Origin of the sequence: Bradyrhizobium sp. AZCC 1610 (genome assembly GCF_036924515.1) — a bacterium.
Lineage (GTDB): Bacteria > Pseudomonadota > Alphaproteobacteria > Rhizobiales > Xanthobacteraceae > Bradyrhizobium.
The window spans coordinates 7,001,352-7,025,894 of record NZ_JAZHRR010000001.1; the positions used below are offsets into that span (position 1 = coordinate 7,001,352).

General features: G+C 63.3%; 20 protein-coding genes and 2 pseudogenes. 15 read left to right on the forward strand and 7 right to left on the reverse strand.

What is annotated here, in order from left to right; genetic code table 11:
• Positions 1–76: 76 nt before the first annotated feature.
• The gene (locus V1279_RS34290) at positions 77–496 is read left to right on the forward strand and encodes a VOC family protein (RefSeq protein ID WP_334445123.1); all 420 of its coding nucleotides are present in this window, start codon (positions 77–79) and stop codon (positions 494–496) included.
• Between the two features lie 213 nt (positions 497–709).
• The gene (locus V1279_RS34295; RefSeq protein WP_334445125.1) at positions 710–2,290 is read left to right on the forward strand and encodes an AMP-binding protein; all 1,581 of its coding nucleotides are present in this window, start codon (positions 710–712) and stop codon (positions 2,288–2,290) included.
• A gap of 22 nt (positions 2,291–2,312) precedes the next feature.
• Here V1279_RS34295 and V1279_RS34300 read toward each other — a convergent pair whose 3' ends face one another.
• Positions 2,313–3,410 carry an HD-GYP domain-containing protein gene (locus V1279_RS34300; RefSeq protein WP_334445127.1) on the reverse strand — a complete coding sequence of 366 codons (1,098 nt, stop codon included), beginning with the start codon at positions 3,408–3,410 and terminating at the stop codon, positions 2,313–2,315.
• A 331-nt stretch (positions 3,411–3,741) separates the two neighbouring features.
• On the opposite strand from V1279_RS34300, the gene V1279_RS34305 reads away from it, so the two are divergent.
• The 3 genes from V1279_RS34305 to V1279_RS34315 all read left to right on the forward strand — a co-directional run bounded on the left by V1279_RS34305 (position 3,742) and on the right by V1279_RS34315 (position 5,608).
• Entirely contained in the window at positions 3,742–4,530 is a 789-nt protein-coding gene (locus tag V1279_RS34305; RefSeq protein WP_334445129.1) for an alpha/beta fold hydrolase, read from the forward strand.
• A complete protein-coding gene (locus V1279_RS34310) occupies positions 4,527–4,871 on the forward strand; it encodes a hypothetical protein (RefSeq protein ID WP_334445130.1) in 345 nt (114 codons plus the stop codon). The genes V1279_RS34305 and V1279_RS34310 overlap by 4 nt, the downstream gene beginning before the upstream one ends.
• A gap of 62 nt (positions 4,872–4,933) precedes the next feature.
• On the forward strand, positions 4,934–5,608 hold the full coding sequence (locus tag V1279_RS34315; protein WP_334445132.1) for a dienelactone hydrolase family protein: 675 nt from the start codon (positions 4,934–4,936) through the stop codon (positions 5,606–5,608).
• Positions 5,609–5,722: 114 nt separating this feature from the next.
• Here the strand turns inward: V1279_RS34315 and V1279_RS34320 are convergent, their stop codons facing one another.
• The 4 genes from V1279_RS34320 to V1279_RS34335 form a co-directional block, all read right to left on the reverse strand.
• Positions 5,723–6,730: a Bug family tripartite tricarboxylate transporter substrate binding protein gene (locus V1279_RS34320; protein ID WP_334445134.1), complete on the reverse strand. Its 1,008-nt coding sequence runs from the start codon at positions 6,728–6,730 to the stop codon at positions 5,723–5,725.
• 348 nt (positions 6,731–7,078) lie between these two features.
• The gene (locus V1279_RS34325) at positions 7,079–7,810 is read right to left on the reverse strand and encodes a polysaccharide biosynthesis/export family protein (RefSeq protein WP_334446704.1); all 732 of its coding nucleotides are present in this window, start codon (positions 7,808–7,810) and stop codon (positions 7,079–7,081) included.
• A 153-nt stretch (positions 7,811–7,963) separates the two neighbouring features.
• Positions 7,964–8,620 (reverse strand): peptide-methionine (S)-S-oxide reductase MsrA, encoded by a 657-nt coding sequence (gene msrA, locus V1279_RS34330; protein ID WP_334445136.1) that lies wholly within the window; start codon positions 8,618–8,620, stop codon positions 7,964–7,966.
• A gap of 128 nt (positions 8,621–8,748) precedes the next feature.
• Positions 8,749–9,066, reverse strand: a complete 318-nt coding sequence (locus V1279_RS34335; protein ID WP_247782089.1) for a hypothetical protein — start codon at positions 9,064–9,066, stop codon at positions 8,749–8,751.
• A gap of 372 nt (positions 9,067–9,438) precedes the next feature.
• On the opposite strand from V1279_RS34335, the gene rpsT reads away from it, so the two are divergent.
• The 5 genes and pseudogenes from rpsT to recF all read left to right on the forward strand — a co-directional run bounded on the left by rpsT (position 9,439) and on the right by recF (position 15,510).
• A complete protein-coding gene (gene rpsT, locus V1279_RS34340) occupies positions 9,439–9,705 on the forward strand; it encodes a 30S ribosomal protein S20 (protein WP_334445140.1) in 267 nt (88 codons plus the stop codon).
• A 1,320-nt stretch (positions 9,706–11,025) separates the two neighbouring features.
• The gene (dnaA, locus tag V1279_RS34345) at positions 11,026–12,453 is read left to right on the forward strand and encodes a chromosomal replication initiator protein DnaA (RefSeq protein ID WP_334445142.1); all 1,428 of its coding nucleotides are present in this window, start codon (positions 11,026–11,028) and stop codon (positions 12,451–12,453) included.
• 419 nt (positions 12,454–12,872) lie between these two features.
• Positions 12,873–13,991: a DNA polymerase III subunit beta gene (dnaN, locus tag V1279_RS34350; RefSeq protein ID WP_334445144.1), complete on the forward strand. Its 1,119-nt coding sequence runs from the start codon at positions 12,873–12,875 to the stop codon at positions 13,989–13,991.
• 46 nt (positions 13,992–14,037) lie between these two features.
• Positions 14,038–14,324 (forward strand): annotated as a pseudogene (locus tag V1279_RS34355) (GIY-YIG nuclease family protein).
• 46 nt (positions 14,325–14,370) lie between these two features.
• The gene (gene recF, locus V1279_RS34360; protein WP_334445146.1) at positions 14,371–15,510 is read left to right on the forward strand and encodes a DNA replication/repair protein RecF; all 1,140 of its coding nucleotides are present in this window, start codon (positions 14,371–14,373) and stop codon (positions 15,508–15,510) included.
• A 4-nt stretch (positions 15,511–15,514) separates the two neighbouring features.
• Here recF and V1279_RS34365 read toward each other — a convergent pair.
• Together V1279_RS34365 and V1279_RS34370 are read right to left on the reverse strand one after the other, a co-directional pair.
• Positions 15,515–16,366 (reverse strand): annotated as a pseudogene (locus V1279_RS34365) (SGNH hydrolase domain-containing protein).
• A 107-nt stretch (positions 16,367–16,473) separates the two neighbouring features.
• Complete coding sequence (locus tag V1279_RS34370; RefSeq protein WP_334445148.1) at positions 16,474–16,971, reverse strand: acyltransferase family protein; 498 nt, start codon at positions 16,969–16,971, stop codon at positions 16,474–16,476.
• Positions 16,972–17,305: 334 nt separating this feature from the next.
• On the opposite strand from V1279_RS34370, the gene gyrB reads away from it, so the two are divergent.
• From gyrB to V1279_RS34395, 5 genes are all read left to right on the forward strand, one after another.
• Positions 17,306–19,744, forward strand: coding sequence for a DNA topoisomerase (ATP-hydrolyzing) subunit B (gene gyrB, locus V1279_RS34375; protein WP_334445151.1), 2,439 nt, complete (start codon positions 17,306–17,308; stop codon positions 19,742–19,744).
• A gap of 14 nt (positions 19,745–19,758) precedes the next feature.
• Positions 19,759–21,057 (forward strand): UDP-N-acetylglucosamine 1-carboxyvinyltransferase, encoded by a 1,299-nt coding sequence (murA, locus tag V1279_RS34380; protein WP_334445153.1) that lies wholly within the window; start codon positions 19,759–19,761, stop codon positions 21,055–21,057.
• Between the two features lie 50 nt (positions 21,058–21,107).
• The gene (locus tag V1279_RS34385; RefSeq protein ID WP_334445155.1) at positions 21,108–22,508 is read left to right on the forward strand and encodes an MATE family efflux transporter; all 1,401 of its coding nucleotides are present in this window, start codon (positions 21,108–21,110) and stop codon (positions 22,506–22,508) included.
• The gene (locus V1279_RS34390; RefSeq protein WP_334445157.1) at positions 22,505–22,978 is read left to right on the forward strand and encodes a DUF2867 domain-containing protein; all 474 of its coding nucleotides are present in this window, start codon (positions 22,505–22,507) and stop codon (positions 22,976–22,978) included. The genes V1279_RS34385 and V1279_RS34390 overlap by 4 nt, the downstream gene beginning before the upstream one ends.
• Positions 22,979–23,134: 156 nt before the next feature.
• Positions 23,135–24,505: an MmgE/PrpD family protein gene (locus V1279_RS34395; protein ID WP_334445159.1), complete on the forward strand. Its 1,371-nt coding sequence runs from the start codon at positions 23,135–23,137 to the stop codon at positions 24,503–24,505.
• Positions 24,506–24,543 lie beyond the last annotated feature (38 nt).

The window sequence follows — 24,543 nt, forward strand, 5'->3', positions numbered from 1 at the left end:
GCCCGCGTTGTAACAAACAAAGTCAGGTGCGGCCAGTGCGACGCAAGCGCCGCCGACCGCGACGAAAGGATAAGGCATGTCTGTCAAGGTTAACGCGCTCGACCATCTCGTCATCAACGTTTCCGACGTGGCGCGTTCTACCGAGTGGTATCGGAAGATTCTCGGCATGGAGGTCAAGGTGTTCGATCCGGGTACGGGCAAAACGCCGCGGACCTCGCTGGTGTTTGGTAACCAGAAGATCAATGTGCGGCCGCGCGGCGCCGACAAGGTCGAGTGGTTCACGGCCGATCACGAGACCGCCGGGAGCGACGATCTGTGCTTCCTGACGTCAAGCACACCGGACGAAGTGGTGGCGCACCTGAAAGCCAATGGCGTGGCGATCGAGGAAGGCCCCGTGGCAAAGCAGGGCGCCCGCGGCACGCTGCGTTCGGTCTATTGCCGGGATCCTGACGGGAGCCTGATCGAGATTTCGTCGTATGAGGATGGCGTGAAGTAGCTAACGCGCCGCTCTCTCCCCGTCATTGCGAGGAGCGCTAGCGACGAAGCAATCCATACCGCCGCTGCCGCGCCATGGATTGCTTCGCTTCGCTCGCAATGACGGGGGAAAAGAGACTCGCCAATTCCCGATTTGCCCATCGCGCCGTCCAATGGCAGAACTGCTCCCAAGTAAAACCAAGGCAGCCCGTCAAAGCTGCACGGGAGGAATTTCATGCCACTTTCGCAAGCCACGCCGGGCATTGTCGGACCATTTTCAGGCCTCGACGTACCGTGGCTGCTGCGGATGCGCGCCGAGAGCCGCCGCAACCATCCATTCCTGATCTGGGCGCCGTTCGAGGGCCCGGCGCGGAGCTGGTCCTACGGCGAATTCCACGAACGCGTCGGCGCGCTTTCCGCCGGCCTCGTCAAACGCGGCATCAAGCCGGGCGAATATGTGCTGATCCATCTCGACAATTGCATCGAGGCTGTTCTGGCCTGGTTTGCCTGCGTCGAACTCGGCGCCATCGCGGTCACCACCAACACCCGCTCGGCAGCGGCCGAGATGGAATATTTCGCCGGTCATTGCGGCGCGGTCGCCGCCATCACCCAACCCGCTTATGCCGAGCTGATCTCGGCCAATTGCCGCGGCCTGCGCTGGATCGCCGTCATCTCGCATGATGCCGGCAGCACGCCGGCGCGGGGCGCGCCGCGCGGCGACAGCTTTGAGCAACTCTTCGCCGACAGCACCGACCGGCCGCGCCGCGCCGCCGACCCGTTCGCGCCGTGCAGCGTTCAATACACCTCGGGCACCACGTCACGGCCGAAGGCAGTGCTGTGGACGCATGCCAACGCATTGTGGGGCGCCAAGATCAACGCCGCGCATGAGGATCTGCACGCGGGCGACGTGCACCAGACCTATCTGCCGCTGTTTCACACCAACGCGCTGGCCTATTCGATGCTGGCGACGCTGTGGGTTGGTGCTTCTTGCGTGATCCAGCCGCGGTTTTCGGCGAGCCGGTTCTGGAGCGTGGCGCTTGCGCACAACTGCACCTGGACCTCGACCATCCCCTTCTGCATGAAGGCGCTGCTGGAACATGAGATTCCGAAGAGCCACAAGTTCCGGCTCTGGGGCACTGCGGTATCCGAGCCGCCGCCATTTGCCGCCTTCGGCGTCAAGACGATCGGCTGGTGGGGCATGACCGAAACCATCACGCACGGAATCGTCGGCGAAGTCGACCAGCCCAATACACCGATGTCGATCGGACGCGCCGCGCCCGAATATCAGATCCGCATCGTCAAAGACGACGGCACGCCGACGAACGTCGGCGGCACCGGCAATCTCCTGATCAAGGGCATTCCCGGCCTGTCGCTATTTGCAGAATATCTGCACAACGAAAAGGCGACGCGCGAAAGTTTCGACGAGCACGGCTATTTCATCACCGGCGACCGTGTCACGCTGCTCGAGAACGGCTTCGTCCGCTTCGGCGACCGCACCAAGGACATGCTGAAGGTCGGTGGCGAGAACGTCGCGGCGTCCGAGATCGAACAGGTGATTGCTGTGGTGCCGGGCGTGCGCGAGGCCGCGGTAGTGGCGAAGAAGCATCCGATGCTGGATGAAGTGCCCGTCGTGTTCATCATTCCGCAGGCCGGCGTCAACGGCGCACCGGCCGACCTGCATGACACGGTCATGACCGCCTGCCGCACTTCGCTGGCGGACTTCAAGGTGCCGCGCGAAATCCATTTCGTCGACGACATGCCGCGCTCGACACTGGAGAAGGTGGCGAAGGCGGAATTGCGGAAGATGCTCGGGTGAGAGGCGCGATTATCGCGGGGACTCAATAATACCCGAACGCCACCGGGCGGAAGGCGTGCAGCAAATTCTGGTCGATCTTGTCGCCCATTTCTTCCATCATGCCGAACGCCCGGGCGTGGGTGAACTGCAGCCGGTAGGCGCGCTTCTCGACCAGGGCGGCATAGATATCCACGATCGTGGTCAGCCGCACGATGTCGCTGATCTGCTTGTCGTTCAGGCCGTTGGGATAGCCGGTGCCGTCGAGGAATTCGTGGTGGTGCAGCACCACGTCGAGCATTTCGGGCGGGAAACCGCCCTGCGCGATCAGAGCGTCATAGCCGCGGCGCGGATGCTGGCGCATCTCTTCCATCTCTTCCAGCGTCAGCGGGCCCGGCTTGTCCAGGATCGCCACCGGAATGAAGGCCTTGCCGACGTCGTGCAGCAGCGCGGCACGGGCGAGACGGCGCTGGTCGTCCTCGCGCATGCCAAGATGCTGCGCGTAGGCTACCGCAAAGCCGGTGACAAAGAGACAATGGCGGTAGCTGCCGGCGTGATGGCAGCCGACCGTCGTCAGCCATTCCCGCAAGGACGAATGCTTGATCGCCTTGAGAATCTTGTTCTCGGCCTCGACGATGTCGCTGTATTTCAGGGGGACGCCGGCCGGAAGCTTTTCGAAGATCTTGACCATCACGGCATGCGCCGCTTCGACGCCCCGGTTCAGGACCTTGCCGCGATCGGTCTCGTCATATCCGTCGCTGTCCGGAAACGCGGCGCGAATCCGCTGCAGGATGCCTTGCGCGTCGAACGGCCGCGCGATGGTGTCGGTGGCGCCGAGCGCCCAGGCCTGCATCGATCCGTGATGCAGCGCGTCGGCCAGCACGAACAGCCGCGGCATTTCGCGATAGGCTTCGGCCCGCAGCTTGTTGCGCACCAGCTGCACACTCTCGGCGGAGCGCAGGTTGATGTCGACCACGATGCCCGCCAGGTCGCGCTCCGGCGCGTCGGGAATATCTGATGTCGCGATGGTATCGACCTGACCGACGGATCGTAGAATGCTGGCGAGTTCGCTGCTTTGATCGCTCCGATCCGAAGCCAGCAGCAGCCGGCGCTTGGTCGAAGTCTTGTTGGCTACCGATGTCATGAAACCCCAGACCCCTAGCGGTGATGACCTGCAACCGAAGCTAGCGGACAAGGAGTTCCCCGGGGCTTAAGAGGGATGCTGAAAGCGAACTACCATAGACGCTAAAATTTTAGCGATCTGGTTCGTGATGCGCCGCGTCGAGACCGACATCCTCCCCGAAAGCGCATTCGCGAGCCGCGGGCTTGTGCGCTGCGGCACTGTCTGTCACGTGCTTGTCAATCAAGCGGGCCGCCGTAGACGCACATTCCGTTTACGCATTTCCCAACGGCGGACCGATTGCGCTAGGATGAAACGAGACCGGAATTTCGCGTTATTTGCCTGGGAAATCGCAATGCCGACAATCGATCGTGACGGAGTGCGCATCTATTACGAGGTTCACGGCTCTGGCCCACCGTTGCTACTGACACACGGCTATTCGTCCACCAGTGGGATGTGGCAGGGCCAGATCGCGGCCTTGTCGCAACATCACAAACTTGTGTTGTGGGACATGCGGGGTCATGGCCAGTCCGGTTACCCCGAGGATAACTCGGCCTATAGCGAAGCGCTGACGGTCGCCGACATGGCAGCGCTGCTCGACACCGTCGGCGCCGACACCGCCATCGTTGGCGGACTCTCGCTCGGCGGCTACATGTCGCTGGCGTTCTACCGCGCCAATCCGGATCGCGTCCGTGCGCTACTGATCATCGACACCGGCCCGGGCTTCAAGAACGACGAGGCCCGTGAAGTCTGGAACAAGCGCGCGCATGACACCGGCGACCGCTTCGAGCGCGAGGGACTGGAGGTTCTGAAATCGGCCAGCCGCGAACGCTCCAGCGTCACCCATCGCGACGCATCGGGACTGGCGCGCGCCGCGCGCGGCATGCTGACTCAGCGCGATGCCCGCGTGATCGAATCCTTGCCCGATATCAAGGTGCCGTCGCTGATCGTGGTCGGCGCCGACGACACGCCGTTCCTCGCCGCCTCCGACTACATGGCCGCCAAGATTCCGGGCGCGCAGAAGGTGGTGATCCCGGCCGCCGGCCACGCCGTCAACATCGACCAGCCGCAGGCCTTTATCGACGCCGTGCTGCCGTTCCTCGACGGCCTGGACACCAAGGCAACACGGAAAGCCGCGTCATGAAGGTAGAAGCTGTGGCCCTCGCCCTGATCGCAGGCAGCTTTAGCCAGGCTGCTGCGCAAAAACTGCCGCCGATCGGCGGCTCCTATCCGCCGCCTTTCACCGAAACGCTGTCGAACAACACGCCATTGGCGTTCGGCATGGACGCCGACGAAGCCGCGCGTGCGCTGGGCGCCCCGCTCAATTATGTCCGGGGCCGGCCGGGCGAGGAAATCTTCCTCGCATTCCGCAATATCGGCGGCAGCGGATTATTCTACAAGAAGGACCGGCTGTTTCTGCAATTCCGCAAGGGCAGACTGGCCGGCTGGAAGGGCGACTGGGGCCACAACTGGATGTGGCAGTAGCACTCGGCTCCGCAGATTCACGCAACCGACTGCGTGCGACCCAAAACAAGAAGGGATGACCCGTGGGACAGGATATCAAACTGACGGCTTCGGACGGTTTCAAACTGGGCGGCTATCGTGCCGACCCCACAGGCACGCCGAAAGCGGCCATCGTAGTGATCCAGGAGATCTTTGGCGTCAATCACCATATCCGCTCGGTCTGCGATCGGCTGGCCGGCGAAGGCTATGTCGCGATTGCGCCGTCGATCTTCGATCGCACCCAGCCGGACTTCCAGTGCGGCTATTCGCCTGACGAGATTGCGACCGCGCGAAAGTTCATCGCCAATCCCGATTGGGCCGCGATGCTGCGCGATAGCCAGGCCGCGATTGATGCCGTCAAGGATGCTGGTCCGGTCGGCATCATCGGATTCTGCCTCGGCGGCAGCGTCGCCTATGCTGCGGCAACCAAGCTGTCGGGACTATCGGTCGCGGTCGGCTATTACGGCGGCGCCATCGTCCGCTTTGCCGACGACAAGCCGAAGGTGCCGACGCAACTGCATTTCGGCGAGAAGGATGCGGGCATTCCGCTGACCGACGTCGAAACCATCAAGGCCAAGCGGCCGGAAGTCGAAGTCCATATCTATCCCGGCGCGCAACACGGGTTTCACTGCGACGAGCGCGCAAGCTACGACAAGGCCAGCGCCGACATCGCCTGGCCGCGCAGCCTGGCGTTTTTCGCCAAGCATCTGGACAAATAGCGCGCAAATCTCTCCGCCGTCATTCCGGGGCGTGCGCAGCACGAACCCGGAATCTCGAGATTCCGGGTTCGATGCTCTCGCATCGCCCCGGAATGACGGACCGCAACTAACCCCTTACTCGCCCTTGACGCCGGTGGCCTTCACGACATCGGCCCACCGTTCGTAATCGCGGCGCAGGACTTTCTCAAACGTTTCCGCCGATCCGCCCACCGGTATGAGGCTGAGCGTCTCGATCCCGGCGACGCCCTCGGGCGAGGCGATGATGCGGGCGAGTTCGTCCGAAAGCTTCTTCACGATCTCCTTTGGCGTCGCGGCGGGCACGAACACGCCAAGCCAGCCTTCGATCTCAAAACCGGGGTAACCGAGTTCGGACATCGTCGGCACGTCGGGCAACGCTTTCCTGCGCTTCTCGCCGCCAACCGCCAGAGCCCGGAGCTTGCCCGCCTTGATTTGCGCGCTCGCCGTGGTCAGGTCCTGGAACGCCGAGGTAACCGTGTTGGCGAGCAAGTCGTTCGTGAGAGGCGCCGAGCCGCGATAGGGGACATGGGTCATGTCGATATTGGCGTTCTTCTTGAGCAACTCGCCGTAGAGGTGGGACGTCGTGGCGTTGCCGAAGGTGCCGTAAGGCTTGCCGGGGTTCGCCTTGGCATAATCGATCAGCTCCTTGACGGACTTGATCGGCTGCTGCTCTGGGACCACCAGAACGATGGTCGACAAGGCGATCTGGGTGACAGGCGCGAGATCCTTGAAAACATCGTAAGGCAGTTTGGCAACGAGGCTCGGCGCCTGAATAATCTGCGTGATGCCGATCAGCACGGTGTGGCCATCCGGCTGCGCCTTGGCCACGTTGTCGTTGCCGACCACGCCGCCGCCGCCCGACTTGTTCTCCACGACGACGGCTTGCTTCCACGACTCCGATAATTTGTTGGCAAGCAACCGGGCCAGGACGTCGGTGGCTCCGCCCGCGGGATACGGCACGACGAAGGTGATGCGCCGGCTCGGATAGGGATCCGCCGCCGACACCGGATGCGAAGAGGCACACAAAGCCGTTACGGCGATGGAAGCGAGCAACGCGGCCGCGGTCGCCGCGCGCACCACGCGAGCCGGCAAATGATAGTTCATGGTCATACTCCGGATTGCAGGCACTTAGCCGAACAATCCGGCGCGCCTAGATTTGACGACGTCCTTCTACATCGCTGCAGTGCAACTTGGAATAAGGTTTCGAATGCAGTCAGCGCATAGCGCTAATTTATCGCAACCAAAACGGCTCGACAGCGATGCGCGGGCGTCATCACTACCTCCAGACGTGCGAAGCCGCATGTCCGCCACTGCAAGTTAGATGCGGAACGCAGAACCCGCTGGTTCGAAACAGATAATGAATTTTACTGGTCAAATGCGAGGCATTTGCCTGACACAAAGGCTCAGGAAAAGAGCCGGCTCAAATGACGGCCCGATGAAGGGCTTCACGCCCTAGAACCAGCGCTCGCTGACCAGCACGGTGTCGCCGGGACTGATCGGGCTGCCGGGCGGAACGACGAAGCGCGCCGTTCCCGACCCATCGGTGTGAGTGACCGTGACACGATCGCGCAGGGCGCGCGGCGAAAAGCCGCCGGCGATCGCCACCGCGCTCTCGACCGTCATGTTGGGTACGTAGGGATATTGCCCGGGTGCTGCGACCTCGCCGAGAATGAAGAACGGCCGATAGGCTTCGATCTCCACCGCGACCGACGGATCCCTGATGAAGCCGGCGCGCAGTTTCGCCGATATCCCTGCCGCCAGTCCCGCCGTGGTGCGGCCGCGCGCCGGCACCGAACCGATCAGCGGCATCGTGATCGAGCCGCCGGCGTCGATCGCGTAGGTGTTGGTCAGGCCTTCCTGGCCGTAGACAACGACGCGCAGCCTGTCACCGGCATCGAGATGATAGGCGGTATCGTATCGCACGGGTGCGGATTCGACATAGGCCGCGGGCGCGGCAACGACGACGGGGGCTGGTGCTGCGGCAAAGGCCGAGCGAAGCGCGCCGATCGCGCCGCCGCCCGAATTGGCCACGACTGACTGCGGCGGCGGGCTGTTGGCGTGGCCATAGGCCATCTGGTCGAGATCGCCTTGCGGCGCGACCGCAACCGGCCCGGTCGTGCGCATGCAGCCCGACAGAGCGAGCGCGGTGATGATCGCAGTGATCGGTATTCGAAACGCGCGCACAACCCGCACTCAGCCCATCCCTCAAAAGCGAGACAGCTCTAGTCTTGCACCGGGTATGGTTAATAAAGGGTTTTGTAGAGGCGAACGCGCATGCGGGAGGGATGAAGGAAGCTCCCTCTCTCCCCGTAAAGAACGGGGAGAGAAGAAAACAAATCAGGCACTCACGCCGACGCCGATCGGGCACGACACGCCGGTGCCGCCCAATCCGCAATAGCCGGCCGGGTTCTTGGCGAGATATTGCTGGTGATAGTCCTCGGCGAAATAGAATTCGCCCGATGGCGCGATTTCGGTGGTGATGACGCCGAGACCCTTCGCCGCCAGTGCCTTCTGGTACGTTGCCTTCGACGCGTCGGCGGCTTGGCGCTGCGCATCGCCGAAGGTGTAGATCGCCGAGCGATACTGGGTGCCGACATCGTTGCCCTGGCGCATGCCCTGCGTCGGGTTGTGACTTTCCCAGAACGTCTTCAGGAGCTGCTCATAGGGGACCTTCTTCGGATCGAACACGACCAGCACCACTTCGGTATGTCCGGTGCGGCCCGAGCAGACCTCCTCATAGGTCGGATTGGGCGTATGTCCGCCGGCATAGCCGACGGCGGTCGCATGGATGCCGTCACCGAGCTCCCAGAACTTGCGCTCTGCGCCCCAGAAACAGCCGAGGCCGAACACCGCCTGCTCGAGGCCTGCGGGATAGGGCGGCTGCAGCTTGCGGCCGTTGACGAAATGCGTGGTGGCGGTCGGTATCGGGGTGGCACGGCCCGACAGCGCTTCGGCGGCGCTTGGCAACGCGGTGGTCTTGCGCATGAACAACATGGAGTACCTCCAGGCGGGACATCGGCGGACGCGACAACGGCGTCGGCCGGTTGGACTTCTATATATGTCTTTACGCCAGATGCCGCAGCCCTGTTATGCCGCGCCCCGCGGGCGGGCGGCGGGCCGGGTCAGTCCCGCGAATAGCCGATCAATGGCTTGCGGGGCCGGAACAGGATCATGAGCAGAATGCCGACCACGCCCAGCACGGCAAAAACCGGCTGATCCAGCAGGACCTTGATGACGCTGTTCCAGAGCCACGGCGCGGTACCCTCGACCCAGGTCCGGAATGCAAGCTGGCTGGACTGATGGATGTCGTTCCAGAACTGGCCAAACCGGGTAAACCGCAGGGTCTGGTCGGCGACGAAACGGGCGCCGTCATAGACCATGAAGATGAATCCGCCGGCCAGGAGCAGCAGGCCGATTAGCCGGAAAAAACCGCGGATCATGCGTCACCTTATATCTATCGCCCCCAAAAGGCCGTCAGCCAATACCGGGGGCACCCCGAAATTCAACCTCGTCAGCACCTTACGCGCCATTTTCGCCCCCTTTCCGGCCTTTTGGGGAGGGGCGGAAAGCGTTGACGGTGCATGACGCGCCCTCTATAAGACCCCCAATGGCGGCGGGCGCAATCCCGCCGCCGCTGTTCTTTGAGCAGCGCCGCTTACGGGAGCATTTTGGCTTCCGTCCATGGCATCCTCAAGAACGGCTTACGTCAGAACACCCTGGAAAACACAACCAGTGTCGATCACGCAATTTGAACGGCCGGCGCGCTCAAGCCCGACCACCCGAGCGATGACAGCCGAAGGATAGTTGAGAACATGGCCAATACCTCTTCCGCCAAAAAGGCGACCCGCAAGATTGCCCGCCGCACCATCGTCAACAAGTCGCGCCGCACCCAGATGCGTGGCGCGGTTCGGACTGTCGAGGAGGCGATCAAGAGCGGCGATCGCGAGGCGGCGCTCAAGGCGATGCAGCACGCGGAACCGGAACTGATGCAGGCCGCGCAGCGCAACATCATTCACAAGAACAATGCGAGCCGGAAGGTGTCGCGCCTGACGCACGCGATCGCCAAGCTCGCGAAGTGAACTGACAGAAATAGATATTCGTCAAAAGCCCGGCTTCGCCGGGCTTTTGTTTTTCTGTCATGCCGGGCGTACGAGCGCGAACCCGAAAATCCATTTCGCCACGCACGTGCATCCTGTTGCATTTTTGGCTCACGCTGAAAGCGTGGCCCTGGATTGGCCGTGACAGTTCAATTGTCCCGTTGCTGAGCACCGGGTTACGTGTCACATTTCTAGCGCCGTAATTTTACGAGGTGCAATTTATTGCACCGGCGTTGCCATGCGCATTTGCGAGAAGCGCGATCGCAACGGCTGACCAATCAGACGCCAGCTTCTTCCCGCCCGCATCTCTGCCGCGCGGGGTTACCCTGAAAAACAATTCCGAAAAACTTCGTCTCGCTAATCACTTATCCACATAGCGAGCACAAGCGTTTCGAAAATTGGTCCCGGTAACCACGATTGTAACGGTTTCTTAAAAAATTTTGCGAGTGCAACGAAAATTGTCACGCTTGTCGGAGTCGCGCGATTCTACGCGCGGATTCAAAAACTTGGTGTGGAGTTTCGCAATTGCAGTGTTGCAACACCGACGAAGAGTCGGGCCACGTCGTCGAATCACGGATTGTCAGAAATCGCGCTTGGTGTATTTGTTACTCGTTCGCGACGCCCAAGGCTCTCCTGACCAGCGCGGTATGAGACCCAAGAGCGGACGTGCAAATCGGCGGCGGTGTGCGCGTTAGCGACGCTTTCCAAGCGAAGCTGAGTTGGTAGCTCATAGCAATATGAGAGCGGCTGTTCTGTGTCTAAATTTCCCGGCGTGGTGCTCGCGTTCAGTGCGTTCCGGACAAGGGGAATAAGGCAAGGGGAATAAGATGCTGGCCGATGATGCAACGAGTGGGAACGCGAAGATCGTGAACGTGTTGAAGACGACAGACTGAGATACGCGGCGGCGCAGCGGTCGGACAAGCGGATGTTCGGTAGCGGCAGACTGGCTTTGAAACACTGGTGATGTGATTGCTCGCCGCGCGTTCTCGCGGCGAGAGGGGGAGGTACTATGTTTTACGGAATCAACGCGACATTCGGCACGCTCATTTCCATCGAGACCGCTTCTGAATCCCTGAACGACGTTTCCAGTCGTCCACCCACGCGAACTCCGGGCAGACCGTCGAGTACGCGCTGACCTCGCGGTAGCCTCTCACTCCATCCAGCCTTTGATCTCAGCAAACGGCGATTCCGCCGAACGCCCGATCTTTGTCTGATGGCTGAAGCTCCGCGTCGAGGTCACGTCAACTCGCCGGCCGATTTCGCAAACACCATTACTTACTCATTCAGAAAAGTTCTCAGGCAATGACAAATACGGAACAGGATCGTTGGTCGCGCGTGAAGGGACGGTTGCGGACGACCGTGGGCGAGGACGTTTATACAAGCTGGTTTGCGCGCATGGACCTGGAAGGTGTGCAGGACGAAAGCGTGCATCTCTCGGTTCCGACCCGGTTCCTCAAGAGCTGGATCCAGGCGCATTACGCCGACCGTGTTCTGACCTGCTGGCAGGCCGAGATGCCGGAAGTGCACCGCATCGACCTCACCGTGCGCACCGCGATGCGCTGCGCCGCGCCCGCCAAGGAAATCGCGCCAGCCGATCAACGCCGCGCCGAGCAGGCCAATGGCCGGCCCGCGCCAGAATTGCGCGCGACTGCGACGGCGCCGGTATCCGCCAGCCATGATGCGCTCGGCGGCTCGCCACTCGACCCGCGCCTGACCTTTGCGAGCTTCGTGATCGGCCGCTCCAACACGCTGGCGCATGCGGCCGCACGTCAGGTCGCCGAAGGACGCCGCGGTGATGCCGTGATGTTCAATCCGCTCTATATTCACGCCGGCGTCGGCCTTGGCAAAACCCATCTGTTGCAGGCGGTGACGTGGGCCGGCAATTCGGGCAGCGAGCGCAAGGTGCTCTATCTCACCGCCGAGAAGTTCATGTACGGCTTCGTCGCCGCGCTGAAAACGCAGACGGCGCTGGCGTTCAAGGAGGCACTACGCGGCATTGATGTGCTCGTGATCGACGACCTGCAGTTCCTGCAGGGCAAGTCGACCCAAGCCGAGTTCTGCCACACGCTGAACGCGCTGATCGATGCCGGCCGCCAGGTGGTGATCGCCGCCGACCGTCCGCCGTCCGATCTCGAGAGCCTCGACGATCGCGTGCGCTCGCGGCTGGCGGGTGGCCTCGTCGTGGAGATGGGCTCGCTCGGTGAAGAGCTGCGGCTCGGAATCCTGAAGTCGCGCGTGGCGGCTGCGCGCGCGCATCACGCGAGCTTCGAAGTACCGGAAGCGGTGCTGGACTATCTGGCGCGCACCATCACCCATAACGGCCGCGACCTAGAAGGCGCCATCAACCGCCTGCTCGCCCACTCCAAGCTCAACGCCCAGCCGGTGACGCTGGAAATGGCCGAGCGCGAGGTCCGCGACCTGGTCCGCCCGCAGGAACCGAAGCGGATCAAGATCGAGGACATCCAGCGGGTGGTCGCCCGGCAGTACAATGTCAGCCGTTCGGACCTGCTCTCGTCGCGGCGGACCGCGAACGTGGTACGGCCGCGTCAGGTCGCGATGTATCTGGCGAAGACGCTGACGCTGCGTTCGCTGCCCGAGATCGGCCGCCGGTTCGGCGGACGCGACCACACCACGGTGCTGCACGCCGTGCGCAAGATCGAGGCGCTGGTGGCCCGGGATATCGCTCTGTCCGAAGAGGTCGAGTCGCTGAAGCGGCAATTGCAGGAATAGCGGTTATAGCGTTTTCGAGCGAAAGCCTGCCCCGGACTTGATCCGGGGTGGATACCGGTTCGCGTGAAGAAAACGCGCTAAAACAAGAATCTAGAGCTTCGGCTCTGATTCAATCAGAGCCGAAGCTCGAGCAGGAACGGGACCTGCCCCTTAAGAACTTGGCTCCTCCCCCACCTCTCCCTCCCCTGATCCCAGATGTGGGAGAATTGGGGTGGGAGAATTTTTTTCTGCCGCCATTTTCTGCCGCAAAAGTGGGGAACGGGGTCTCGCCTCCCTTGCACCGGCGGGCCATCCGCGCCACCTTGCGGTCCCCCCGGGGGTTTGATCAGATCCGATCCTGATCCGGCTTTTCGGGTTTCCAATGCCGCGGCGCTGCCTTTACGGGCCGCCCGGCTTTTCCATCTCTGGCGGATATTGCAATGAAGGTCACCGTCGAACGCGCGCAACTGCTGAAATCGCTGGGCCACGTCCATCGTGTGGTCGAGCGCCGCAACACCATCCCGATCCTCGGCAACGTGCTGGTCCGCGCCGAAAACGCCAGGCTGTCGCTGAAGGCGACCGACCTCGACCTGGAGGTGACCGAAACGCTGGCGGCGGAAACCGCGACTGGCGGCTCCACCACCGTGCCGGCGCATATGTTCTACGATATCGTCCGCAAGTTGCCCGATGGCGCGCAGATCGTGCTGGAAGCCGACGGCGACCGTTCGGTGCTGGCGATCCGCGCCGGCCGCTCACGCTTCACGCTGCAGACCCTGCCCGAAAGCGATTTCCCTGATCTCGCCGCCGGCGACATGACGCACTCGTTCTCGCTCGCGGCTGCCGACGTCAAGCGCCTGATCGACCGCACGCAGTTTGCCATCTCGACCGAAGAAACCCGCTACTACCTCAACGGCATCTATCTGCACACGGCCGGCAGCGCCAAGGCCGCAACCCTGCGCGGGGTGGCAACCGACGGCCATCGGCTGGCGCAGATCGATCTGGCCTTGCCCAGTGGCGCCACCGGCATGCCCGGCGTGATCGTGCCGCGCAAGACGGTCGGCGAAGTGCAGCGGCTGATCGAGGATAATGAGGCCGAAGTCAAAATCGAACTGTCACAGGGCAAGATCCGCTTCACGCTCGGCAACGTCGTGCTGACCTCAAAACTGATCGACGGAACCTTCCCGGATTACGGCCGCGTCATTCCGCAGAACAACGACAAGGAACTGATCGTCGACAAGAAGGATTTCGAGGCTGCGGTAGACCGCGTCTCGACCATTTCCAGCGAACGCGGCCGCGCGGTGAAACTGGCGCTGTCCGCCGGCAAGCTGGTGCTGTCGGTGACCAATCCGGATTCCGGCAGCGCCACTGAAGAGCTGGAAGTCGAATACGCCTCCGACGCCCTCGATATCGGCTTCAACTCGCGCTATCTGCTCGACATCGCCGCCCAGATCGAAGGCGAAGTCGCCGTGCTGCGCCTCGCCGACCCCGGCTCGCCGACGCTGGTGCAGGACAAGGACAACAAGGGCGCGCTCTACGTGTTGATGCCGATGCGGGTGTGAGCCCAACTGTCATTGCCGGGCTTGACCCGGCAATCCATCAAACCAAATGACCTATTGGGTGTACAGCCTCGCCAGCAAGCCCGGTGGAACACTGTATGTGGGTGTAACGAACAATCTGGTTCGGCGCGTCTACGAGCATCGGGGAAGGCCTAGCGGACGGCTTTACCAAGCGGTACGGCATCAAGACACTGGTCTATTTCGAAGCGCACGAAACGATCGCCGGCGCTTCAACGCGAGAAGAACATCAAGCATTGGTCGCGCGAGTGGAAAATAGATCTGATCGTCGCGGGCAATCCCGATTGGCGCGATCTTTACGAAGAAATTGTCCGCTGACGCGAACGATGGATTGCCGGGTCAAGCCCGGCAATGACGACCGGCCATGACCCCCTCCCGCATCCATCGCCTCAACCTCACGCACTTCCGCAACTACCGCGCGGCGAGCGTGCAGGCGCGGAGTGATGTCGTGGTGCTGGTGGGGCCGAACGGCGCCGGCAAGACCAATTGCCTGGAGGCGATCTCGTTTCTGTCACCGGGGCGCGGCCTGCGGCGCGCGACGCTGGAGGATGTCGCCGACAACCAGGGCGACGGCTCCTGGGCGGTCTCCGCCGAGGTCGAGGGCGCGCTGGGGCTCGCCACGCTCGGCACCGGTATCGATGCGCCCGCCGCGGAGGCGGCGTCAACCAGCCGGCGCTGCCGGATCGACCGCGAGCCGGTGGGTTCGGCAACCGCCTTTGGCGATCATTTGCGCATGGTGTGGCTGACGCCCGCAATGGACGGGCTGTTTCTCGGCGCAGCTTCCGAGCGGCGGCGCTTCTTCGACCGGCTGGTGCTGGCGATCGACAGCGAGCATTCCAGCCGGGTCTCGGCGCTGGACCGCTCGTTGCGCTCGCGCAACCGCCTGCTTGAAGTGCGCAACTATGACGACCACTGGTGCGACGCGATCGAGCGCGAAACCGCCGAGCTTGCGGTCGCGGTCGCCGCCACCCGCGGCCAGACGGTGACGTGGCTGGCAACGATGCTGCGCGAACGTGGCCAAGCTTCGGCCTTTCCGTCGGCACAGATCATGCTCGACGGCTGGATGGAAAATGCGCTGGTCAACGAGTCCGCGACCGCAGTCGAGGATCGCTACCGCGAGATCCTGCGCGCCAGCCGCGCCCGCGACGCCGCGGCCGGCCGCACGCTCGACGGTCCCCACCTTACCGATCTGCAGGTGGTCTATGCGCCCAAAAATATGCCGGCCCGCGACGCCTCCACCGGCGAGCAAAAGGCGCTTCTGATCGGGCTGGTGCTGGCCCATGCCACGCTGGTTGCCGAGATGACCGGCATCGTGCCGCTGCTGCTGCTCGACGAGGTCGTCGCGCATCTCGATCCCGTCAGGCGCAAGGCGCTGTTCGATGAACTCGCAAAGCTCGGCGCACAGGTCTGGATGACCGGCGCCGATCCGGCCGCCTTCGTCGACATCGGCGCGACCGGCGAGATTTTCGACGTGGAATCGGGCCAGGTGAGCCGTCGCGTCTGAGTCCTTAACGCGCCCTGCCCGCGGGCGATACACCGCCGAGCAAGCGGTCGATGATCGAGTCGATCAGAAATACCGATCCCTTTTCGGTCAGGTGCACCTGATCGCTCACGACAATATCTTTCGCCGCATCGCCAGTGCGGGTCAGGCAACCCTGCGCATCGCAAAAGACGTCCGACGCCGAGATGAATTCCGCGCCCAGCGGCTCGAGCCTGGCGCGCATCACGGCATCGTAGGCGGTAGGTGGTGCGGCATTGGGCGAACGCTGCGGGATCAGCGCACGATGGAGGATGAAATACCTTAGCACCTCGGACGGAAGTCCGCGCCGCCACGTCGGTACGCCGCCGAGAACAACGACCCGCGCATTCGTCTCCTTCTACAGCGCGACCACGGTCTCGGCCACGTTGTCGAGATATTTTTCCCAGGTTCCATGCAGCAAGACGATATCCGGCTTGATCTGCCGGACGAGTGAGAAAACCTTGTCGTTCATCGCGCGGCAATTGGGCAGGCTCGCAATGTCGGCGTTGAGCGCCGGAATGCAGGAACTGGAGGTAAGCTGCGCGATGCCGAAGTTTCGCTGCTCCTGCGCTTTGCGCAGGCCGGGCAGCAGGGCGCCCGCGGTCGAATCCCCCCACATCAGGACCAGCGGGCGCCGATCGCGATCGACGCAAGTGTCGGCAAACGTTGTTTCGTTGCTGAGATCGAGCAGGCATTCGTGAAACCGCCACTTGAAGCTCTCCGTCGGCACAGTGGCCATCGCGCGGATTTCCGGCGGCAGCCGGACGTCGAAGCCGCGCCCCCAAATGACGGCAATACCCGCAACCGCTATCATCGCCATGCCGGCCCCGAGGCTGAACATCTTGCGCCGGCTCGGGAGGCCGAAACGGAACGGTATCTCGACAAACCGGTAGGTCGCCCAGGCCAAGAGCGTGCTCGCGAGCAATATCAAGTGGCGCTCCAGCAGCGTCAGCGGACCGAATTTGATAATCCCTGCGAATACCAACAGCGGCCAGAACAGATAGAACTGTTCCTCGATGCCGAGCCACCATAGATGCAGCAACGGCTTTTGGCGGACTCGACGTCGAAATAGCCGGACTGCAGCAACAGCGCGATATTGGCCAAGAACGCCGCGCTGGCGAGACTGTCGCTGCCGAGCTGCGCCAAGGCCTGTGGCAGCATCCAGAACCAACCGAGCATCAATGTCGCAGAGAGCACCACGATCAGCGCCGGGAAGATGCGCCGGATTCGCCGGTTGTAGAACTCGACCAGGCTGAAGCGGCCGAGTTCCAGTTCGCGCGTGATGATGCCCGTGATCAGGAAGCCCGAAATCACGAAGAACACGTCGACGCCGATGAAGCCGCCCGGCATGGCGTCCGGGAACGCATGGAAATTCAGCACCAGCATCACGGCGATGGCCCGGAGGCCATCGACATCGGGCCGATATTTTGATGAAGGCTGGGACAATGGAGAGCTAATCCGGGATCGCAGTGACGGCGGACAACCACTACAAGCTGCCGCGCCGCCTCTCTTTAGCAGGTCCGCGGCGGCCTGCCATTTCCCACCGCGACGACTCACAAAAATCCGGCGGTCGAAGCGCAGAATCAGTCCCCGAAGCGCGCTTTTCGAGACCGCCAAAATCGGCCCTCGGAGACCTTGAAAAAGGGTAAAAAATCGCCATTTATTCAATGACTTGTTGATGGAGAGATTGCGCTAGGCGCGATGGCTCTTTCATGGCACAAATAGATCAATCAGCGCCTCATATTGCGCAGCTGATTCGGGACACCCTCGAAGGCCTCACATGACAGAACCTGCCCGGCAGACACCTGCCGATACTGAGCATTCCATTCCGGTCGAATATGGCGCGGAATCGATCCGGGTGCTGAAGGGGCTCGATGCCGTGCGCAAGCGGCCGGGCATGTATATCGGCGACACCGATGACGGTTCCGGCCTGCACCACATGGTCTACGAGGTCGTTGACAACGCCATCGACGAAGCGCTCGCGGGTCACGCCACCGCCGTGGAAGTCATCCTCAATGCCGACGGCTCGGTGACGGTGCGCGACGACGGGCGCGGCATTCCGGTCGACATTCACAAGGGCGAAGGCATCTCCGCGGCCGAGGTCATCATGACCCAGCTCCACGCCGGCGGAAAGTTCGACCAGAACTCCTACAAGGTGTCCGGTGGCCTGCACGGCGTCGGCGTCTCCGTCGTCAACGCGCTGTCCAGCAAGCTGCAGCTTCGCGTCTGGCGCGACGGCAAGGAGCACTACATCGAATTCGCCCATGGCGATGCGGTCGCCCCGCTCGAAGTCGTCGGCAACGCCAACGGCAAGCGCGGCACCGAGGTGACGTTCCTTGCTTCCACCGCGACTTTCACCAACGTCGAATATGATTTCCCGACGCTGGAGCATCGCCTGCGCGAGCTCGCGTTCCTGAATTCCGGCGTCAATATCGTGCTGTCGGACATGCGCCACGCGGTCGAGAAGCGCGAGGCGATGCGTTACGACGGCGGCGTCGAGGAGTTCGTCAAATATCTCGACCGCAACAAGAAGGCGATGGTGCCTGCCCCGATCATGATTCGGGCGGAGCTCAACGACATCGGCGTCGAGGCTGCCTTGTGGTGGAACGACAGCTACCATGAGAACGTGCTGTGCTTCACCAACAACATCCCGCAGCGCGACGGCGGCACCCATCTTGCGGGCTTCCGCGGCGCGCTGACGCGCCAGGTCAACGGCTATGCCGAGGCCAATGCAAAACGGGAGAAGATCGCGCTCACCGGCGACGATTGCCGCGAAGGCCTCACCGCCGTGCTGTCGGTGAAAGTGCCCGACCCGAAATTCTCCTCGCAGACCAAGGACAAGCTGGTTTCCTCGGAAGTGCGTCCCGTCGTCGAGAACGTGCTGAACGAGGCGCTGGCGGCGTGGTTCGAGGAGCATCCGAGCGAGGCCAAAGTCATCGTCGGCAAGGTGATCCAGGCCGCGGCGGCGCGCGAAGCCGCCCGCAAGGCGCGCGAGCTGACCCGCAAGAGCCCGCTCAGCATTTCGTCGCTGCCCGGCAAGCTCGCCGACTGCCAGGAGAAGGACCCGGCCAAGTCCGAACTGTTCATCGTCGAGGGCGACTCGGCAGGCGGCAGCGCCAAGCAGGGCCGCAACCGTGAATTCCAGGCCGTGCTACCGCTGCGCGGCAAGATCCTCAACGTCGAGCGCGTCCGCACCGACAAGATGCTGTCCTCCGAGCAGATCGGAACGCTGATCACCGCGCTCGGCACCGGCATCAGCGACGACTTCTCGGCCGACAAGCTGCGCTACCACAAGATCATCGTGATGACGGACGCCGACGTCGACGGCGCTCATATCCGCACGCTGCTGTTGACCTTCTTCTACCGGCAGATGCGTGAACTGATCGACCGCGGCCACCTCTATATCGCCCAGCCGCCGCTCTACAAGGTGACGCGCGGCAAGTCCGAACAGTATTTGAAGGACGAGCGCGCGCTGGAAGATTATTTGATCGCAACCGGCCTCGACGACTGCGTTTTCAAGCCGGCGACGGGATCGGAGCGTGCCGGACGCGACCTGCTGTCGCTGGTGGAGGATGCGCGCATCATCCGCGGCATCCTGAACAACCTGCACAGCCGCTATAACCGCAAGGTGGTCGAGCAGGCGGCGATTGCCGGCGTCCTGAGCCCGAAGATCACCAGCGACATCGCTACCGCCAATGCCGCCGCCGATTACATCGCCAGGCGCCTCGATGCGCTGGCCGACGAGGTCGAACGCGGCTGGACCGGCCGTTTCACCGAAGGCGAAGGCTTCTTCTTCGAGCGCACCATCCGCGGCGTCAAGGATGTCGCCATCATCGACGATGCCCTGCTCGGCTCCGCCGATGCGCGCAAACTCGACGACTACGCCGTTAAACTTCAGGAGTCCTATCCGAAGACGACCGGCGTGTTGCGCCGCAAGGATGCGGAGACCGCGATCCACGGGCCGGTCAGCCTGTTCGAGGCGGTGACCGACGCCGGCCGCAAGGGCGTGGCGTTGCAGCGCTACAAAGGTCTCGGCGAAATGAACCCCGGCCAGCTCTGGGAAACCACGCTCGACACCAACGAGCGTTCGCTGCTTCAGGTGAAGATCAAGGAGGTCGACGAAGCCGACGACATCTTCACCAAGCTGATGGGTGACGTGGTCGAGCCGCGCCGCGAATTCATCCAGGATAATTCGCTCAGCGCTAATGTTGACGTGTGAGGCAGGACGCGCCCGTGCCGCCCATTCAATACATCGTTGAAGGCGGCCACCGGCTCGCGGGAACGATCGAGCCGTCCGGCAACAAGAATTCTGCGCTGCCGATCATCGCTGCCGCCCTGCTCACCGAACATCCGGTCACGCTGGAAAACGTGCCGCGCATCCGCGACACCGAAACGCTGGTCGAACTGATCCGCTCGGTCGGCGCCTCGGCTGAATGGAAAGCGCGCAACACGTTGGCGATCCACGCCAAGGAAGTCCGCGCCGCCGATCTCGATCCCGAACTCTGCGCGCGGATCCGCGCCTCGATCCTGCTGGCCGGGCCACTGCTGGCCCGTTGCGGCGAGGTGGCGCTGCCGCCGCCCGGCGGCGATGTCATCGGCCGCCGTCGCCTCGACACGCATTTTCTGGCGTTCGAGCAGTTGGGCGCCACCGTCACCGCAACGCACCGGCTGGAGTTCCGCGCGACCAGGTTGAAGGGCGCCGACGTGTTCCTCGATGAGCCGAGCGTCACCGCGACCGAAAACGCGCTGGTCGCAGCCGTCGCCGCCCATGGCACCACCTATCTGCGCAACGCCGCCTCCGAGCCGCATGTGCAGGACCTCGCGCATTTCCTGGTCGCGCTCGGCGCGAAGATCGAGGGCATCGGCACCAATACCATCATCGTGCACGGCCCGGCGACGCTTGGCGGCACGAGCTATTCGATCCAGCCCGACCATATCGAGGTCGGCTCCCTGATTGGGCTCGCCGCGGTGACGCGTTCGCCGCTGCGCATCGCGAAGGCCGGCGTCGAGCATCTTCGCTCGATCCGGATGGGCTTTGAACGGCTCGGCATCGTCTGCGGCGTCGAGGGCGACGACCTCGTGGTGCCCTCAGGCCAGACCATGAAGATCCACGACGATTTCGGCGGCCATGTGCCGAAGCTGGAGGACCAGCCGTGGCCGGCTTTCCCGGCTGACCTGATGTCGATTGCGATCGTCACCGCGACGCAATGCGACGGCGTGATCCTGATGTTCGAAAAAATGTTCGAGTCGCGGATGTTCTTCGTCGACAAGCTGATCTCGATGGGCGCCCGCATCGTGCTATGCGATCCGCATCGCGCGATCGTGGCGGGCCCGAGCCGGCTGCGCGGCGCGCCGATGACCTCCCCCGACATCCGCGCCGGCATGGCCATGCTGCTGGCGGCGGTCGCTGCCGAAGGCACCAGCACAATCAACAACGCCGACCAGATCGAGCGCGGCTATGAGCGCATCGAGGAACGGCTCAATGCGCTCGGCGCCAAGATTACGCGTGTGCCGGCGCGAGACGGCCGCTAGACCCTGCGCGCTGTCACTTTTCTGACCTTCGTCGGTGTTAGTCCGTTGCAATGCTCGAAAAAGTCGAAGCCACATCAGTTGCGCCGCCCGATTCCACAGTGGTGCCCGGGCGTCATCTCGCGCTGGAACTCGCCGAAACGCTGAAGCTCGCAGTTCCGATCGCGCTGACGCAGCTCGGGCAGATCGCGATGATGACGACCGACATTGCCCTGATCGGCCGCCTCGGCACCGAGGCGATGGCGGCAGCCACGCTGGCGCATACGGTTTTCTTTGTCAGCTTCACCTTCGGCATGGGGCTGGTATCCGCGGTAGCACCCTTGGCGGCGCAGGCGTTCGGCGCGCGTGATCCGCGTTTGATCCGGCGTTCGCTCCGCGTCGGCCTGTGGGCCGCACTGCTGATGTCGCTGCCGATGATGGCGCTGTCATTCCGCGGCGAACCGATCCTGTTGATGCTGGGCCAGGCGCCGACGGCGGCGCGCCTCGCGCAGGAATATCTGTTCGGGCTTACCTGGAGCATCCTGCCGGGACTGTGGTTTCTGGCGATCCGCGGCTTCATGAGCGCGGTCAACCGGCCCGAGCCGATCCTCTGGATCACACTGGCTGCGATCCCGGCCAATGCATTGCTGGTCTATCTGTTGCTGTATGGCGCGTTCGGCCTGCCGGAACTCGGCCTGTTCGGCGCTGGGCTGGCGACCTCGATCGTCAATCTCGGCACGTTCCTGGCGGGCCTGTGGTTTGCCGCTCGCCGCCGCCCATTCCGGAAGTATCACGTGCTCGGCTATTTCTGGCGCGTCGACTGGAAGCTGATGCGGCAACTCGTCGTGATCGGCGCGCCGATCTCTTTCTCGTTCCTGCTCGAATACGGCCTGTTCGGCGCCGCAGGACTCCTGATGGGCGTGATCAGCACGACCGCGTTGGCGGCGCATCAGATTGCGCTGCAGGTCGCGGCTATCCTGTTCATGGTGCCGTTCGGCATCGGCATGGCCGCCACCGTGCGGGTCGGCCACGCCATCGGCCGCGGCGACGCGGGCGCGGTCCGGCGCGCTGGCTACGTTGCCATCTGGCTCAGCATCGTTCTCGCCGCGGTCCTGACGGTCGCTGTGATCGTCAGCCGCTTTGGCATTGCAGCGCTTTTCCTGGGCGAAAGCGCCGACGCGACAGCCGAACTCTCCGCGACGCTGCTGCTGGTCGGATCGACTTTCTTCATCGCCGACGCCATCCAGACCGTCGCCGCCGGCTCGTTGCGCGGCATGAACGACACGCGCGTGCCGCTGTTGTTCGCGATCCTCAGCTATTGGCTGATCGGTTTCACCTGCGCCTGCTGGCTCGGCTTCTGGACACCATCAGGCGCCGTCGGCGTGTGGATCGGGCTGTCGATCGGAACCGCCGTCTATGCCGTGCTTCTGCTGTTGCGCTTCCGCCTGCTGGCGAACAAGCTCACGTTCCGATGACCGTCCGCGAAGTCACGCCTGCCGTCGATGCCGATACGCTGTTGGCCGGCGCGCAGTTCGCCGACGCCTTTTGCATTGAGATTAGCGACTGCAATCTCGACGCCCGCCGCGCAGCGGAGCGGATGATGGCGCGGCAGCCGCGATGGGTCGAGGCGCTGCTGTCGCTGCGGAATCTGCTGGTCGCACCGCTCGGGCTGAAAACCTCAGGCGCCACTCCGAACGTACCTCGCGACATGATCGGGATCTTTCCGGTCGTGAGCGCAACGCCCGATCGCCTCATTGCCGGCTTCAACGATCACCATCTGGATTTTCGCATCGTGGTGGATGTGACGGCGCCCGGCGGCGTCAGGCAGGTCACCGCGACCACGCTGGTCAAGACCCACAACTGGCTCGGCCGGACCTATCTCGCGATCATCATGCCGTTTCACCGGTTGATCGTGCCGGCCCTGCTGCGCCAGGTTGCGGCCTGAGGCCGCAAAAATGGCCGGAGGAGAACACGGCCAGGACCCGCATCGATCTTCTGATCTGCGCATGGAAAGCAGGGGTCTGACCCGCCGTAACTGATGTTGACGACGCCACGGCTGCGCCGTACCTAACCTCAACGCAAGAACAAACGAGGCAACGCCGTGGCCAATGAAACCGCAACGCTCGCCAGCTACGTCGCCAACCTGAAATTCACTGACATCCCGCCTGAGGTGCTGGAGCGCGCCAAGGTGCTGACGCTGGATTTTCTCGGCAGCACGATCCGGGCGCGGCGGGATGCGGAATCCACACCCTCGCTGCTCAAGATGTTGGAAGCGCTGGCGCTCGACGGCAAGGGCGAATCCACCGTGTTCGGCGATGCGAAGACCTGGACGCCCGCGGTCGCCGCCCTGCTCAACGGCGCGCTTGGCCATTCCCTAGATTTCGACGACACGCACGCGGACTCCTCGCTGCATCCGAGCGCGCCCGTGGTGCCGGCGGCGTTTGCGGTCGGCGAAATGGTCGGCGCATCGGGGCGCGACGTCCTGACCGCGATCGTGGCCGGCTACGAGGTATGCTGCCGCCTCGGCAACGCGCTCGATCCGACCTCGCATTATGCGCGCGGCTTCCACCCGACCGCGACCGCAGGAACGTATGGCGCTGCGGCGGCGGCGGGCAAATTGCTTGGCCTTACGAAAGACCAGCTCATATCCGCCTTCGGCGTTTCTGGCAGCCAGGCCGCGGGCTCGCTGCAGTTTCTGGTCAACGGCGCCTGGAACAAGCGTTATCAGGTCGGCGCTGCCGCGATGAACGGCGTCATATCAGCGACGCTGGCGCGCAACAATTTTGTTGGCTCGACCGAATCTGTAGAGGGCAAGCATGGTCTCCTCGTCGGCTACAGCGACGACGCGCATCCGGACAAGGCTATCGCGGGCCTCGGCAAGACCTATGAGACGCTCAAAATTGGCGTGAAGCCTTATCCGAGCTGCCGCTACACCCATGCAGCCCTCGATGCGCTGATCGCGATGCGCCGCGAACACAATCTGACGCCGGACCAGATCAAGCGCGTCGAGATCGGTCTCCACCGCAACGGCATCACGCTGACCGGCGACGCCGCCACCAAGCGACACCCGACCTCGATCGTCGGCGGGCAATTCTCGATGTTCTTCACTGGCGCGCTGGCACTCGACCAGGGCAGCTTCGGCTGGGACGATTACGAGCGGCTCGGCGACGCGGCCGTCAACGCGCTGGCCGACAAGTTCGACGTGGTGCAGGACGACCGCCTCGAGATCGGCCGCACCCACCCCTTTGGCGCGCGCGTTTCGATCACCACCGATGACGGCGTGCATGAGCGGCTCTATGCCGACCCGTCCGGCGAGCCGAATTCGTTCCCGGACGCGCAGGCGATGCAGCAAAAATTCCTCACGCTCGCCCGCCCCGTGCTGAACGGCCGCGCCGACCAGCTTGCCGACGCGATCTTGTCGCTCGAAAGATTTGACCGCGTCGAGAAGGCCACGCAATTGGGACGGCAGTAATCGTGTTGAGTGCGTAGTACGTAGCCCGGATGGAGCGA